A 14,992-nucleotide genomic window follows, 5' to 3' on the forward strand; every position below is an offset into this window, starting at 1 on the left:
ATGAACACCACAGACCGGCAAATCACATTCTCCGCTCTTTCCATTCTTCTCTCTTATCCGGATGAAGAGTGGAGAGCCGGGCTTCCCGAATGGAAGGCTCTTATCCATGACGTCACCAATCAGCAAATCCGTGAGAAACTGCTGCACTTTTTAGAGGCGGCAGCCGGCTTTTCTCCGCAAGCGCTGATTGAACACTATGTGTATACGTTCGACTTCGGGAAAAAAACGAATATGTACGTCACCTACTTTAACTCAGGCGAGCAAAGGGAACGCGGCATCGAATTGCTGCATTTAAAAGACACCTACCAGCAATCCGGTTTCCTGCCGACAGAGAAAGAATTGCCTGATTACCTGCCGCTGATGCTGGAATTCGCCGCGGTTGCGGAGATTGAAGCGGCGAGAAGCGTGTTTGAGAAATACCTGTCCAATGTGCGGGAGCTGGCTTCCCGCCTCGAAAAAAATGACAGCCTCTATGCTGAGCTGCTGCACGTGCTGCAGGCCGCGCTGGAAAGCATCGGTGTACGTGAAAGCACTGAAGAAGGGGCTGCTCAGGCATGAGCGGGCAGATCCTGTGGGGGATTATGCCGTACATGGTATTGACGATCTTTATCGGCGGGCATATTTACCGCTATCAGCATGACCAGTTTGGCTGGACGGCGAAATCAAGCGAGCTGTTAGAAAAGAAAAAACTTGCGGCGGGCAGCACACTTTTTCACTGGGGACTGCTGTTCGTTGTCGGCGGACATGTCATGGGAATTCTGATCCCGGAAGGCGTGTATACTGCACTTGGCATTTCAGAGCATACGTATCACAAAATGGCGATCGGCGCAGGCCTGCCGGCGGGGATCGCGGCTTGTGCCGGACTAGTGATCCTGACATACAGAAGGCTGTTTGACAAAAGAATCCGCAAAACCAGCTCGCCATCGGATATCCTGACGCTTATTCTGCTGCTGTTCATGATGCTGTCGGGCGTTGCGGCCACGTTTCTCAACATTGACTCGAAAGGATTTGATTACAGGGCAACAGTCGGGCCGTGGTTCAGGGAAATTGTTTTGTTCCGGCCTGACGCTTCTTTGATGGAGAGTGTCCCGCTATGGTTTAAGTTTCATATCATCATAGGGTACGTCGTTTTTATCCTCTGGCCGTTTACAAGATTGGTTCACGTGTTCAGCCTGCCCCTCAAGTATTTGACCCGCAGCTATGTCGTCTATCGGAAACGCACGTAAAAATCCCCTGCAAGAGGGGGATTTTTTTATGGTGAAAAAATAAAAACATAAGATATTTTCTGCCAAGGTAATGGCTGGGCGGCGGTGATTCCTGTTATGTTTTATGTGGAAATAATATCAACAAAAGGAGAGTGAAGAATGAAGCGGATTTTCCTCATTTTAGCCGCCTGTCTGATGACAAGCGCCGGCGTCCTGACACTCAGACATTCTCATGTATTAACCGGCGGCACAGCGGGACTGTCACTAAGCCTGTCGTACTTGTTTCATTCCTCATTTGCGATTATCTTCTTTCTGATCAATATCCCGTTTTATATATTTTCTCTCATCAGAATGGGAATCAAATTCACTCTATCCACCGTTTTTGCAGTCACTGTGCTGACTCTGTTGACCGGCGCGGATCACTGGCTGCCGCCGGTCTCTGTTTCACCGCTTGCCGGGGCGATTTGCGGCGGGGCGCTGATCGGGTTCGGCCTGTCGCTCATGTTTTATCATCAGGCATCGCTCGGCGGCGCCAATATCCTCGCTTTATTTCTGCAAAAGCGCTGCGGATGGAATCCGGGTGCCGTTAATTTCCTCTTCGATTTTGGCGTCGTGCTGGCCGGCATTTTTTCCGTCGGATTGCTGAAAGGGCTCTTCTCCTTAGTGTCGATAGCGGTCACCGGTCTGATCATCGGCATCTTCAAAAATAAAATCAAAGGCAGCTGCTCGCTCAATCCGGCATTGCTTCAGAACATCACAACCGGCCAGTCACAGGAAGTGTCATCATAATCCTTTCCGCTCGTGCGGAGAGGATTTTTCATATGTTTACAGGCCGGAAAACAGAGGGTATACAGAGATATCGGATCAGATGGGAGAGAGTCGGGATGCTGAAAAGGAGACTGGAATTTTGCTTTTTATATATGATGCTTATCGGAGCATATGTCATATGGTTTTTTCCGGTTTCCAGGCTTGAGTTTTACGGAGGGTTGCTTTGCTATGCAAGCATTATTTTGTTCAGCATCTATTCGTTAATTCTTGAAAACCGCACCTCTCAGCATACGCTGTTATGGATTCATATTCTTGTGTTTTTTCCGATCGCCGGGTACTTATTTTACCTTTTTTCCGGCCAGCTTTATGAAAAAGGCAAGCTGTTCAGGTCGAAACGGACATACAACCGGGAAAAGCTGAGAACGATATTTGATATGGAACAGAAGCCCGATCTGTCCGGGCTGAAAGGAAATCAGAAGCGTTTCTTTCAATATTCAATCAAGGCGTCTCATATGAATATCAATACAAAAAGCAGGCTGAAGGTGCTCAAAAACGGGGATGAAACATTTCCGGAGCTGTTTGAAGCGCTCCGGTCGGCAGCATCATTTATACATATTGAGTATTACATGTTCAAATCAGACATGCTTGGGCACAAGATGATGGACATTATGATGGAAAAAGCGCGTCAAGGCGTGGAGGTGCGGTTTTTGTTCGACGCGGCCGGCAGCCTGAAGCTGGCCGGAAAAGACATTAAAAAACTGAAACGCGCGGGCGTGAACATCGTCCCGTTTCTGCCGCTGAAATACGGTTTTTTCAACCAAAAATTCAATTTCAGAAATCACCGCAAGATCGTCATCGTTGACGGGAAAACCGGTTTTGTCGGCGGGCTGAATGTCGGCAAGGAGTATATCGGCAAAGACCAAAGTGTCGGTTTTTGGCGGGACACCCATATGAAAGTCGAAGGAGAAATCGTTCAGACGCTCCACAGCATTTTTATGCTTGATTGGGAATACGTTTCGGATGAGGTGCTGATTGATCAGAAAGCATACAGCCGCCCGGTCCCTGCAGAAAGCGGCGGCGTCTATCAAGTCGTTCCGACGGGCCCCGATATGAAGGAACGGATGAGCGATCTGTATTATGCCATGATAGCGGCGGCCGAATCATCTGTATGGATCGCGACGCCTTATTTCGTGCCGAATGAGCCGATCCGCACAGCGCTAAAGGAGGCTGCTGCCAGAGGCGTCCGGGTGCGAGTCATGGTGCCGGAAACCAATGACGGATTTTTAACCCAGTACGCGACGAGATCGTATTTCCCCGAGCTTCTTCGCGAAGGAATCGAAGTCTATTCCTATCAAAAAGGCTTTATGCATCAAAAGGTGCTCATCACTGACGGAAACCTCGCCTCTGTCGGGACGGCGAACATGGACATGAGAAGCTTTCAGCTGAACTTTGAGGTCAATGTCTTTTTTACAGATCAAGAGGCGATTAAAGATCTTGAAGCGCATTATCTGGAGGATATGAGAGAGTCTGAGAAAATCAGCCCCGTCTGTTTCTATAAGCGCACATTATGGGAAAGAACGAAGGAATCCTTCGCGCGGTTATTTTCCGGCGTTTTATAAAAAACGCTTTTAAAACTCCTTGTGTATAGTATAATTGAGAAATATTATCATTAGGAACGAGGCACAAGGAGGACGGAATCGTGCTGCGACAATTTTTTTCTTATTATAAACCGTACAAAAAGCTGTTTTTTCTCGACTTCTTTTCTGCCATCGCCGGCGGATTGATGGAGCTGAGTTTTCCTCTGATTGTTAATTACTTTATCGATACATTGCTCCCGGGGCGGGATTGGCGTCTGATTATTTTGACTTCCGCTGCTTTATTCGGAGTCTACGCCCTCAGCTCGGCGCTTCAGTATGTTGTGACGTATTGGGGCCATATGCTCGGCATTAACATTGAAACCGATATGCGGAAAAAGCTTTTTGACCATCTGCAAAAGCTTTCGTTCAAATTTTACGATAACAACAAAACGGGCAGTTTAATGTCCAAGCTCACCAATGATTTGATGTATATCGGAGAAACCGCCCACCACGGGCCTGAAGACCTGTTTATCGCGGTCATGACGATTTTGGGCGCGTTCGGTGTGATGCTGTTCATTAACTGGCAGCTCGCGCTGTTGACCTTTATTATTATGCCGGTCGTCATTTGGCTTGCTTTGTATTTTAATAAAAAAATGACCTCTGCGTTTACAAAACTGAACAAAGACGTCGGAGACTTCAGCGCGAGGGTCGAAAACAATATCGGCGGCATTCGTCTTGTTCAGGCTTTCAGCAATGAAGCGTTTGAAAAGCAGCGGTTTGACGTGAACAATCAGCGTTTCCGCAAAACAAAGCTGACGTCATATAAAATCATGGCGAAAAACGGCTCGATCAGTTACATGCTGACAAGATTCGTCACGCTGTTCGTCCTGTTGTGCGGGACATGGTTCGTGATCCGCGGATCGTTATCTTACGGAGAATTCGTCGCTTTTGTGCTGCTGACGAACGTTCTGTTCCGTCCGATTGATAAAATCAACGCGATTATTGAGCTGTATCCGAGAGGCATAGCCGGTTTTAAAAGCTTTATAGAAATAATGGAAACGGAGCCTGATATCAAGGACGCCCCGAACGCGAGACATGTGTCCGGTTTAAAAGGGAATATCCGTTATGATGGTGTGTCATTCGGTTACGAAGAAAACAGCCCGGTTCTGTCGGGAATCAATTTGTCCATTCATGCCGGGGAGACAGTCGCATTCGTCGGGCCTTCGGGAGCGGGGAAGTCAACGCTGACAAGTCTGCTGCCGCGCTTTTATGAGCCGTCTGAAGGCGTGATTTCCATCGACGGAATCGATATTAAGGACATGACGCTGTCATCATTGCGCGGACAAATCGGCGTCGTCCAGCAGGATGTCTTTCTGTTTTCCGGCACATTGCGGGAAAACATTGCTTACGGGCGGCTCGATGCGTCTGAGGAAGAAATCCGGCAGGCCGTCCGCCAGGCACATTTAGAGGATTTGGTAAACGGGTATCCCGACGGTTTAAACACGGTGATCGGCGAGCGCGGCGTGAAGCTGTCAGGCGGGCAGAAGCAGCGGCTTTCCATCGCCAGAATGTTTTTGAAAAACCCGTCGATCTTAATTTTAGACGAGGCTACATCAGCCCTCGATACAGAAACGGAAGCCGCCATTCAAAAATCGCTGCAAGAGCTGTCTGAAGGACGCACAACGCTTGTGATCGCCCATCGGCTGGCTACGATTAAGGATGCGGACAGGATCGTCGTCGTCACGAAAGAAGGCATCGCTGAACAAGGTCATCATAAGGAACTGCTGGCATCCGGCGGCATGTACCAGAGACTCCATCAGGCCCAATTCGGCGAGCTGATACATGAATAATGGAAAAAGGATAGACGAGCGGGGGCCGGGCAGCCTCCTGTCTATCCTTTTTTATGTAGTCCGTATTTAATGGGCTTCTTTTTGCGCAGGTTCGATGATATGTTTGAAACGGTCAACAAGCTGCACCGCTTTCTTTCCTTCCACTACAATTAAATATTCTTGTTCTTTATGAGCCATTCTGAACGTTTCCAGCTCAATGATATCTTTGATTTTGCACATTGTTTTTTTAGAGTAGATATACAGCTCGTGGCCTCCCGTGTGGCAAAGCTGATAAAGCTGAAGCATGTTTCTTAAAGTGAACTTCTTAGCGGCTATTTTCAAAGATGTAATGTTTTTCATGTGTTTTCTCCTCCGTCTGATGGTCTGTTATTTCGGAAATTCCCCATATGAACGGGTGATAAACCTGGTTATACCTTCCACCTCAGCACTCCGCCCGCCAGGCGTTTAACTCCGCGGATGGCGCTTAATTCTTCGACGAGCCGGAGCAGCGCCCGGTCTTTCTCTTTCGCCTCAATCATAAAATCGATGTCCGCATCCCATTGTCTGAACCGCTCCAGCACCGGCAGAATAAAATTCGCATCCACATAGTCCGCATGACTGCGTACGGCTGATTCTGATTTTGGCGAGGAGAGATGGACCTTCGGCTTTAAGCCGATCCGCTGCCATGTTTTGATCATCCGCGGAAGAATGTCATCTAAATCAGCGTCATCTGTCGGATTGGCGTAAAAATGGTGATAATCAAACACAAACGGAATGCCTTCTTGCTCACATACACTGAGTGTTTCCTCGGACGTATATGTTTTATCATCGTTTTCTAAAGTCATCCGCTGTTTGATGACATCGGGAAGTTCTTTCAGATTCACGCGGAAACGGCCAAGCGCGCTTTGTTTGTCACCGTAAGCGCCTCCGACATGGATGTTGATGACGGAACGGTCCGCGATGCCCATTGCGTCCAGCATGTCATAATGATAGGCCATATCCTTGACCGCATTTGCGGTAATCTCCCGTTTCGGGCTTGTAAAAAGCGTGAATTGGTTCGGATGAAAGCTCGTTCTGAGGTCATATTTTCTGACCAGCCCGCCGATCTCACGAAACTCCTGGCGAAACGGCGTGACAAAATCCCACATTACATCCGGGTGCGTGGCGAGCGGCACAATTGAGCTTGAGAACCTGTACAAAGGGATGCCGTGGCCGACCGCATAGTGGAGGGTGCGCAGCGTATTGGTAAGATTTGCTTTCGTCACAGAAAGCAGGGCGTCTTTCCGCTCATTGCGGGAAAGCTTGGTATAGCGCGCATATGTTAAGGTTTTGGCGGGGGACGCGTCCCAAAGGCACATGGCGTTTGCGACGAATCCGAATCTGAACAGCATATGGTTTCTCCTTTATAAAAAGTAAGATATGGCCTTTCCCAGCCATTCTGCAGGAAGCTGTCTGACGGAGCGCTGTTTCACTTTTTCTAATGTGAGAAGCTCGGATTTTTCGATGTCCTGCTTTATGGTTGAAAGCACTTCCTTTGTAAAGTCTTCATCATGAATGATGACATTCACCTCTTCATTCCAGAACAGGCTCCGTTTATCAAAATTCGGCGTGCCGATAATGCTGATGCGGTCATCTATAATGAAGGCTTTAACATGATAAAAGCCTTGATAATACCGATAGATGAGGCAGCCGGCCTTCAGGAGCTCGGGATAATAGGTAAAAGCTGTTTCCCGAACGAGCGGGTGATCTGATTTCATCGGAACGATCAAGATGACTTTGACGCCTTTTCGGCAGGCTGAAATAAGCGCTTCCTGAAGCTTTTTGCTCGGTACATAATAAGGCGTGCCGATGATGATTTTTTTCTCCGCCTTACGGATGCAGTTTTCATAATGCGATTCAAGCGAAAAACCGTCAGATGCATATGTCCTATGAGAGATATCCCCTTCGGATAATGCCGGATAAACCCCGGGTGATTCGGGTTTTTTTCCGGTGTTTCGTTTCAGGTCGCTTACAAAAAGAGTCTGAAGATCCGCCGTGCCTTCGCCGGTCATCCGCAGGTGATAATCCTCCCAGTTTCCGAACTTCGCTTTTTTGCCGAGGTACTCTTCAGCGATATTAAAGCCGCCGACATAGCCGATTTTGCCGTCAATGACGGTCACTTTCCGGTGATTCCGTTTTTGCAGCCTGAAAAAAAGAAACGGAAATGCCGGTTTATTTAGAAAATGAACGTGAACGCCGGCTTTTTTCATCGTTTGAATGGAAGGCTTTTTCACTTGGCGGCTGCCTGCCCAATCGAGCAGCAGATATACGGAGACGCCGGCCCGGGCCTTTTCTTTCAATAAATCAAACATCTCATGGCTGACTTGGTCGTTCTTCATAATAAAAAACATCATATGAATAGAAGAGACGGCTTGGCGGATATCAGCCGTCATCTGCTGCACAAGCTCGCTGCCGCAGTGAATAAGTCTGATATCACTTTTTTTCGGGTCAAAAACGGGCTCATACGCCTGTTTTTTGTACGCCGCCCGGCCAAGCAGCATATCAAGCAGCATAAGTGCGATCAATATGATAAAAATGACAAGCAACACAAAAATGACCTTCATACCGACGCTCCTTTCCGAAGTATCCGTAGTGTGCCCTGAGAATGTGAATTTAATTATTGACTGAACACTCATTCATTATTTATGATAAAGTAAAGATATGACAATAAAGAGGGGAATCAGAACAAAGGGGGAGACAAGATGAACGCATTTCTCATGGTAAACGCGCTGCTGTTTTCAGCTGTAACCGCTTACGCCGTTTATTTATTCGTTTACCTGATCAGAACGAGGATCACTTATATTAAGCTCGGCCAAAGGGAAGAATTTGATAAACGCCTGAAAGAACGTCTTCAGAAGATATGGGTGAATGTGTTCGGACAGAAAAAATTGCTGAAAGATAAAAAGAGCGGAATCATCCACGTTCTGTTTTTTTACGGTTTTATACTCGTTCAGTTCGGCGCAATTGATTTTATTCTGAAAGGGCTGCTACCTGACCGGCATCTGCCGTTCGGCCCGCTTTATCCGGCGTTTACCTTTTTTCAGGAAATCGTCACGTTTCTGATTTTAATCGCCGTAGTCTGGGCGTTTTACCGGCGCTACATTGAAAAGCTCGTCAGACTGAAACGCGGGTTTAAAGCGGGGCTTGTCCTGCTGTTTATCGGCGGACTGATGGTGACGGTGCTTCTCGGGAACGCCATGAACCTTTTATGGCACGATCATTCTCTGTCTTGGACGGAACCGATCGCTTCCTCCATTGCGTTTGTGCTCGGCGGTCTTTCAGCGCCGGCGGCCGCCGCCGTATTTTATGTTTCATGGTGGCTTCATCTGTTGTTTTTGCTCAGCTTTTTAGTGTACGTGCCGCAATCAAAGCATGCGCACTTAATTGCGGGTCCGGCGAATGTGTTCCTCAGCAGGCTGGATTCAAAAGGAAAGCTGGAAAAAATTGATTTTACCGATGAGACGAAAGAAAGCTACGGCGTCGGAAAGATTGAAGACTTCCGCCGCTCTCAGCTTGTCGACCTTTACGCCTGCGTCGAATGCGGCCGCTGTACAAATATGTGTCCGGCCTCCGGTACGGGCAAAATGCTCTCGCCGATGGACCTCATTTTAAAGCTCAGAGACCATTTGACGGAAAAAGGCGCTGCCGTGACGTCAAAATCTCCGTGGGTGCCCGCGCCCGTTTTTCAGCACACGAAGGCGAATCAGCTCGCCGCGGCTTCCTCAGGGGGAGGATCGCGTGAAGCGGCGGCAGCCATTGATTACAACCCGAGCTTAATCGGCGAGGTCATCACGGAAGAGGAGATTTGGGCGTGCACCACTTGCCGCAACTGTGAAGATCAATGTCCGGTCATGAATGAACACGTTGATAAAATTATCGATCTGCGCCGCTATCTTGTGCTCACGGAAGGGAAGATGGACAGCGACGCGCAGCGGGCCATGACAAGCATTGAAAGACAGGGAAACCCGTGGGGCTTAAACCGGAAAGAGCGGGAGAACTGGCGGGAGCAGGCTGATACAGAGATTCCGACAGTGAAAGAAATGAAAAAACAAGACAAAGAGTTCGACTACTTGTTTTGGGTCGGCTCAATGGGTTCCTACGACAACAGGAGCCAAAAGATTGCCGTTTCATTTGCAAAGCTGCTCAATGAAGCGGGCGTATCCTTTGCGATTCTCGGCAATAAGGAAAAAAACTCAGGCGATACGCCGCGCCGTTTGGGCAACGAGTTTCTGTTCCAAGAGCTGGCGGAACACAACATCGGCGAATTTGAAAAACACGGAATCAAAAAAATCGTCACAATTGATCCGCACGCCTATAATATGTTCAAAAATGAATACCCTGATTTCGGATTCCGGGCCGAAGTCTATCATCATACTGAATTATTAGCCGAGCTTGTGTCACAGGGGAAACTAAAACCGCTTCACCCGGTCAATGAAACGATTACCTTCCATGACTCGTGCTATTTAGGAAGATACAACGAAGTGTATGAGCCGCCAAGAGCGATCTTAAAAGCCATTCCGGGCGTTCAATTGAAGGAAATGGAGCGCAGCCGCGAAAACGGGATGTGCTGCGGCGCCGGAGGAGGGCTCATGTGGATGGAAGAAGAAACGGGAGCGAGGATCAACACGGCCCGGACTGAGCAGGCGCTTTCTGTCAGTCCGACGGTCATCAGCTCCGGATGTCCTTACTGTCTGACCATGCTCGGTGACGGTACGAAAGCGAAAGAAGCCGAAGACGCGATCGGTACTTATGATGTCAGTGAATTGCTCGCCATGTCTGTATTCGGCGCCGAAAAACAAGAGTCTTTATAGAAAGAAGCGGGCCGCCGGCGCATACCGGCGGCTTTGTTTTCGCACATCAGCCGATTTATGAAGGGAAGGCTCTAAAATTTCTTAAATTACGCTGTTTAGGGTAGCATATTCTGTTTTAATTTGTTTATAATGAGAGGTATGGTTTATGAACAAAACAATACAAATTCGTTCTTATTATAGGATAGAAACAGATACATATAAGTAATAGAAAGGGAGTGTCCGACCTTGGGTATCAAACAATATTCTCAGGAACAGCTGAAGCAGATGGCTTTAGTTGAAATCGCTCACGAAATTTTCTCAGAACATAAAAAACCGGTTCCGTTCCAGGAGCTGCTGAATGAAATGATCTCCTTGCTCGGTGTTACGAAAGAGGAACTGGGCGACCGTATCGCCCAATTTTATACAGACCTCAACATTGACGGCCGCTTTATTGCTCTGTCAGATCAGACATGGGGGCTCCGCAGCTGGTATCCGTACGATCAGCTGGACGAAGAAACACAGCCGACTGTAAAAGCGAAAAAGAAAAAAGCGAAAAAAGCCGTTGAGGAAGATCTCGATCTTGATGAATTCGAGGAAGTTGATGAAGATGACATCGATCTCGATGAAATGGAAGAAGATATTGACCTTGACGCAGACAGCTTTGACGACGAAGATATCGATGAAGAAGATGACGACGAGCTTGAGATTGAAGATGAGATGATTGAAGAAGATGAGGAAGATTATGATGATGAAGAAGAGGATCGCAAAGACTGATTTTATATCAGCAAAACGATCTTGACTTTCATTGTCGAACTATGTAGTATGTATTTTGGGCTCTTCAAAAAGAAGAGAATTCATAAGAGTGCTACGCTCCCTTTCAAGAAATTGAAAGGGAGCTTTCTTATTTTCATCTCCCAAATTCTTTTACACATCATTTGTTTTTAGTGAAATGATTTTCTATAAAACGGCACATTTTAAGGAATGTAGCGCAGACCGAAGAGAGGAGCAAACGAAATGACGAAATATATTTTTGTAACCGGGGGAGTTGTATCATCACTCGGAAAAGGAATTGTGGCAGCATCACTTGGCCGCCTTTTGAAAAACAGAGGCATGAGCGTCACCATCCAAAAATTTGACCCTTATATCAACGTTGACCCGGGAACGATGAGCCCGTACCAGCACGGTGAGGTATTCGTTACCGATGACGGCGCTGAGACTGACCTTGACTTAGGGCATTATGAGCGGTTCATTGACATTAATCTGAACAGATTCAGCAACGTGACGACCGGTAAAATCTATTCTGCCGTATTGAAAAAAGAGCGCCGCGGGGACTACCTCGGCGGAACGGTTCAGGTCATTCCGCACATCACAAATGAACTGAAAGACCGTGTGTACCGTGCAGGCAAAGAAACAAACGCAGATGTAGTCATTACTGAGATCGGCGGAACAGTGGGAGACATCGAATCCCTTCCGTTCCTTGAAGCCATCCGTCAAATGAAAAGCGACATCGGCCATGAAAACGTGATGTACATTCACTGTACGCTTGTTCCGTACATCAAAGCGGCGGGCGAGCTGAAAACAAAACCGACACAGCACAGCGTAAAAGAGCTGAGAAGCCTCGGTATTCAGCCTAATATCATCGTCGTGCGCACGGAAATGCCGATTTCTCAAGATATGAAAGATAAAATCGCGCTCTTCTGCGATATTGACACGAAAGCGGTCATCGAGTGCGAAGATGCGGACAACCTTTACTCCATCCCGCTTAACCTTCAGGAGCAGGGACTCGATAAGCTTGTCTGCGATCATATGAAATTAGAATGCAAAGACCCGGATATGACGGAATGGAAAGACCTTGTCACGAAAGTGAAAAACTTGTCTAAAACCATTACAATCAGCCTTGTCGGTAAATACGTCGAGCTTCAGGACGCTTACATTTCAGTCGTTGAATCACTGCGCCACGCGGGCTATGCGTTTGACGCTGATGTGAAGATCAAATGGATTAACGCCGAAGAAGTGACAGAAAGCAATATTCAAGAGCTGACTGGCGGCACAGACGGAATCATCGTGCCCGGCGGTTTCGGGGATCGCGGCGTAGAAGGGAAAATCATCGCCGCCAAGTATGCGCGTGAGAATAAAATTCCGTTCTTCGGCATCTGCCTCGGTATGCAGATTGCATCCATTGAATATGCGCGAAACGTATTAGGTCTGGAAGGGGCTCACTCTGCGGAGATCGATCCGTCCACTCCTTATCCGATCATCGACCTTCTGCCAGAACAAAAAGATGTCGAGGATCTTGGAGGAACGCTTCGTCTCGGACTGTACCCTTGTAAGCTTCAGGAAGACACGAAAGCCTTCGAAGCGTATGCGGATGAAGTGGTATACGAACGCCACCGCCACCGTTATGAATTCAACAACGAATACAGACAGCAAATGGAAGAGAACGGTTTTGTGTTCTCAGGAACAAGCCCTGACGGCCGTCTTGTGGAAATCATCGAGCTGAAAGACCATCCTTGGTATGTCGCTTGCCAGTTCCACCCTGAGTTCAAATCAAGACCGACAAGACCTCAGCCTTTATTCAAAGACTTTATCGGCGCTTCCGTACAAGCTGCAGAACAGAAGTAATAAAAAAAGACTTGCCTCCTTTAAAAGCGGCAAGTCTTTTTTCTGCATCAGGCATATTCCTGCATCATTTCCTTTAACGTAAAGGATAGCGCGTGATAGACATACAGGCCTGTCATTAATGAAGGAAAGCCGTATCTTGTCCCGTCTTCATCGGGCAGAAGCGGCATTTTTAATTTGCTGTCAATATGAACATCACAAAATTCCTCAATCCCGGTTTGATCTTTGATGACAGGAGATACGCAAACGAGGCCGACCCCTTTTTCATAAAGCTTTTGAGCCAGCGCCTGTTCTTCAGCTGTGCCCGGACCTGAACAAAACATCAGCACCCTGTCGCTTTCTGTAACCGAATCAGCTGTATCCGGAAACGCTTTGACGGAAGGCATCGGTTCTGAGCCGAGTTCCGCCTCGCACAAAATGCCCTGCATCTCATTTGCGCCGTATAAATAAATGGTATGACCGCTGACGGCTGCCTGCGCCAGCAGGCGCGCGCCGTCTTCTATTGCTTCGGATTCCTTATCCTGAATGCGGGAAAAAATGCCTGCAAGCTGCGTCGTAAATATCTTTAACATGAGTGAAACCTCCTTTACACATACAAGAACAGTATACAACAAAAGAGAAAATGCTCAGAAAATGTCGGAAAGTAGACTATTATAATTAAAGGAAATGTGAAAATCAAACAGAATACATAAACAACTGCTTCCTTTTGACGAAAATGATAATATTGGGGTGTAAAATGATGAATGAAAAGATTTTAATCGTAGATGACCAATACGGTATACGCATATTGCTCAATGAAGTGTTTCATAAAGAAGGGTACCAGACGTTTCAGGCCGCCAACGGCATACAGGCGCTGGACATTGTAACGAAAGAACGGCCCGATCTCGTGCTTTTAGATATGAAAATCCCCGGCATGGACGGTATCGAAATTCTCAAGCGCATGAAGATGATCGACGAATCCATCCGCGTCATTATCATGACCGCTTACGGAGAACTCGATATGATTAAGGAATCAAAAGAGCTCGGAGCGCTGACCCATTTTGCGAAACCTTTTGACATTGATGAGATCAGAGACGCGGTGAAAAAATATTTACCTCTAAAATCGAATTAATAAAATTAGAAACAATTATGTCATTGTGTTGCCGATTTGTCGAAAAGTTGGTATCCTAGAGATGGAGAAAAAGCGATCTGTTGTTTTACATATGACAGGTTTTTATGGTCATGCTATAGGTGGAAAGCTTTTTTCGAGAAGAAGCAAATCAGGCTACATAAGGAGGACTTTCGACATGCCTTTAGTTTCAATGACGGAAATGTTGAATACAGCTAAAGAAAAAGGATATGCTGTTGGACAATTTAACTTAAATAACCTTGAGTTCACTCAAGCTATTTTACAAGCAGCAGAAGAGGAAAAATCCCCGGTTATTCTTGGTGTTTCAGAAGGCGCGGGACGCTACATGGGCGGCTTCAAAACAGTGGTTGCCATGGTTAAAGCTCTTATGGAAGAATACAAAGTGACAGTTCCTGTCGCGATTCACTTAGACCACGGTTCAAGCTTTGAATCTTGTGCGAAAGCGATTCATGCAGGTTTCACTTCTGTAATGATCGACGCATCTCACCATCCGTTTGAGGAAAACGTAGCAACTACAGCTAAAGTGGTTGAGCTTGCTCATTTCCACGGCGTTTCAGTTGAAGCTGAGCTTGGAACTGTAGGCGGACAGGAAGATGACGTGATCGCTGAAGGCGTAATCTATGCTGACCCTAAAGAGTGTCAAGAACTTGTAGAGCGCACTGGCATCGACTGCCTTGCACCTGCACTGGGTTCTGTTCACGGTCCTTACAAAGGCGAACCGAACCTCGGTTTCAAAGAAATGGAAGATATCGGAAAATCAACCGGCCTTCCGTTAGTACTTCACGGCGGTACAGGAATTCCGACTGCCGACATTAAAAAATCAATCTCACTTGGTACGGCTAAAATCAACGTAAACACTGAAAACCAAATTTCTTCTGCAAAAGCTGTCCGCGAAACATTGGCAGCTAAGCCGAACGAATACGATCCTCGTAAATATCTTGGACCTGCTCGTGAAGCAATCAAAGAAACGGTTATCGGCAAAATGCGTGAGTTCGGTTCTTCAAACCAAGCTTAATTCAATGTAACATCCATAAAC

General features: G+C 47.1%; 14 protein-coding genes. 10 read left to right on the plus strand and 4 right to left on the minus strand.

Annotation, left to right across the window (positions count from 1 at the left end):
• The 5 genes from narJ (at position 1) to MJQ52_RS13385 (ending at position 5,400) form a co-directional block, all read left to right on the plus strand.
• Positions 1-558, plus strand: coding sequence for a nitrate reductase molybdenum cofactor assembly chaperone (gene narJ, locus MJQ52_RS13365; protein WP_191073241.1), 558 nt, complete (start codon positions 1-3; stop codon positions 556-558).
• A complete protein-coding gene (gene narI / locus MJQ52_RS13370; protein WP_024085917.1) occupies positions 555-1,226 on the plus strand; it encodes a respiratory nitrate reductase subunit gamma in 672 nt (223 codons plus the stop codon). The genes narJ and narI overlap by 4 nt, the downstream gene beginning before the upstream one ends.
• A 138-nt stretch (positions 1,227-1,364) precedes the next feature.
• The gene (locus MJQ52_RS13375) at positions 1,365-1,994 is read left to right on the plus strand and encodes a YitT family protein (protein ID WP_191073240.1); all 630 of its coding nucleotides are present in this window, start codon (positions 1,365-1,367) and stop codon (positions 1,992-1,994) included.
• A 95-nt stretch (positions 1,995-2,089) separates the two neighbouring features.
• Entirely contained in the window at positions 2,090-3,592 is a 1,503-nt protein-coding gene (gene cls, locus MJQ52_RS13380) for a cardiolipin synthase (RefSeq protein WP_191073239.1), read from the plus strand.
• An 80-nt stretch (positions 3,593-3,672) separates the two neighbouring features.
• The gene (locus MJQ52_RS13385; RefSeq protein ID WP_025853595.1) at positions 3,673-5,400 is read left to right on the plus strand and encodes an ABC transporter ATP-binding protein; all 1,728 of its coding nucleotides are present in this window, start codon (positions 3,673-3,675) and stop codon (positions 5,398-5,400) included.
• A gap of 66 nt (positions 5,401-5,466) precedes the next feature.
• Here the strand turns inward: MJQ52_RS13385 and MJQ52_RS13390 are convergent, their stop codons facing one another.
• The 3 genes from MJQ52_RS13390 to cls (MJQ52_RS13400) form a co-directional block, all read right to left on the minus strand.
• Positions 5,467-5,739, minus strand: a complete 273-nt coding sequence (locus MJQ52_RS13390) for a hypothetical protein (protein WP_003151087.1) — start codon at positions 5,737-5,739, stop codon at positions 5,467-5,469.
• Positions 5,740-5,807: 68 nt separating this feature from the next.
• On the minus strand, positions 5,808-6,770 hold the full coding sequence (uvsE, locus tag MJQ52_RS13395; protein ID WP_191073238.1) for a UV DNA damage repair endonuclease UvsE: 963 nt from the start codon (positions 6,768-6,770) through the stop codon (positions 5,808-5,810).
• A 12-nt stretch (positions 6,771-6,782) separates the two neighbouring features.
• Positions 6,783-7,982 carry a cardiolipin synthase gene (gene cls, locus MJQ52_RS13400; RefSeq protein ID WP_191073237.1) on the minus strand — a complete coding sequence of 400 codons (1,200 nt, stop codon included), beginning with the start codon at positions 7,980-7,982 and terminating at the stop codon, positions 6,783-6,785.
• A gap of 138 nt (positions 7,983-8,120) precedes the next feature.
• Between cls (MJQ52_RS13400) and MJQ52_RS13405 the strand changes: the two genes are divergently transcribed.
• The 3 genes from MJQ52_RS13405 (at position 8,121) to pyrG (ending at position 12,830) form a co-directional block, all read left to right on the plus strand.
• A complete protein-coding gene (locus MJQ52_RS13405) occupies positions 8,121-10,229 on the plus strand; it encodes a heterodisulfide reductase-related iron-sulfur binding cluster (RefSeq protein ID WP_265210211.1) in 2,109 nt (702 codons plus the stop codon).
• Positions 10,230-10,454: 225 nt separating this feature from the next.
• Complete coding sequence (rpoE, locus tag MJQ52_RS13410; RefSeq protein WP_103526566.1) at positions 10,455-10,982, plus strand: DNA-directed RNA polymerase subunit delta; 528 nt, start codon at positions 10,455-10,457, stop codon at positions 10,980-10,982.
• Between the two features lie 240 nt (positions 10,983-11,222).
• Positions 11,223-12,830: a glutamine hydrolyzing CTP synthase gene (gene pyrG / locus MJQ52_RS13415; RefSeq protein WP_003151098.1), complete on the plus strand. Its 1,608-nt coding sequence runs from the start codon at positions 11,223-11,225 to the stop codon at positions 12,828-12,830.
• A gap of 47 nt (positions 12,831-12,877) precedes the next feature.
• Here pyrG and MJQ52_RS13420 read toward each other — a convergent pair whose 3' ends face one another.
• A complete protein-coding gene (locus MJQ52_RS13420) occupies positions 12,878-13,399 on the minus strand; it encodes a DUF2529 domain-containing protein (RefSeq protein ID WP_077722977.1) in 522 nt (173 codons plus the stop codon).
• Between the two features lie 164 nt (positions 13,400-13,563).
• On the opposite strand from MJQ52_RS13420, the gene spo0F reads away from it, so the two are divergent.
• Entirely contained in the window at positions 13,564-13,938 is a 375-nt protein-coding gene (spo0F, locus tag MJQ52_RS13425; RefSeq protein ID WP_012118670.1) for a sporulation initiation phosphotransferase Spo0F, read from the plus strand.
• A gap of 175 nt (positions 13,939-14,113) precedes the next feature.
• The gene (locus tag MJQ52_RS13430) at positions 14,114-14,971 is read left to right on the plus strand and encodes a class II fructose-bisphosphate aldolase (protein WP_003151102.1); all 858 of its coding nucleotides are present in this window, start codon (positions 14,114-14,116) and stop codon (positions 14,969-14,971) included.
• Positions 14,972-14,992: the final 21 nt, after the last annotated feature.

This window comes from Bacillus sp. jun7 (assembly GCF_051034795.1).
Lineage (GTDB): Bacteria > Bacillota > Bacilli > Bacillales > Bacillaceae > Bacillus > Bacillus velezensis.

Coding starts and splice junctions, on each gene's coding strand:
- narJ (WP_191073241.1), top strand. CDS start 1: ATGAACACCACAGACCGGCAAATCACATTCTCCGCTCTTTCCATTCTT.
- narI (WP_024085917.1), top strand. CDS start 555: ATGAGCGGGCAGATCCTGTGGGGGATTATGCCGTACATGGTATTGACG.
- MJQ52_RS13375 (WP_191073240.1), top strand. CDS start 1,365: ATGAAGCGGATTTTCCTCATTTTAGCCGCCTGTCTGATGACAAGCGCC.
- cls (WP_191073239.1), top strand. CDS start 2,090: ATGCTGAAAAGGAGACTGGAATTTTGCTTTTTATATATGATGCTTATC.
- MJQ52_RS13390 (WP_003151087.1), bottom strand. CDS start 5,739: ATGAAAAACATTACATCTTTGAAAATAGCCGCTAAGAAGTTCACTTTA.
- uvsE (WP_191073238.1), bottom strand. CDS start 6,770: ATGCTGTTCAGATTCGGATTCGTCGCAAACGCCATGTGCCTTTGGGAC.
- cls (WP_191073237.1), bottom strand. CDS start 7,982: ATGAAGGTCATTTTTGTGTTGCTTGTCATTTTTATCATATTGATCGCA.
- MJQ52_RS13405 (WP_265210211.1), top strand. CDS start 8,121: ATGAACGCATTTCTCATGGTAAACGCGCTGCTGTTTTCAGCTGTAACC.
- pyrG (WP_003151098.1), top strand. CDS start 11,223: ATGACGAAATATATTTTTGTAACCGGGGGAGTTGTATCATCACTCGGA.
- MJQ52_RS13420 (WP_077722977.1), bottom strand. CDS start 13,399: ATGTTAAAGATATTTACGACGCAGCTTGCAGGCATTTTTTCCCGCATT.
- spo0F (WP_012118670.1), top strand. CDS start 13,564: ATGATGAATGAAAAGATTTTAATCGTAGATGACCAATACGGTATACGC.
- MJQ52_RS13430 (WP_003151102.1), top strand. CDS start 14,114: ATGCCTTTAGTTTCAATGACGGAAATGTTGAATACAGCTAAAGAAAAA.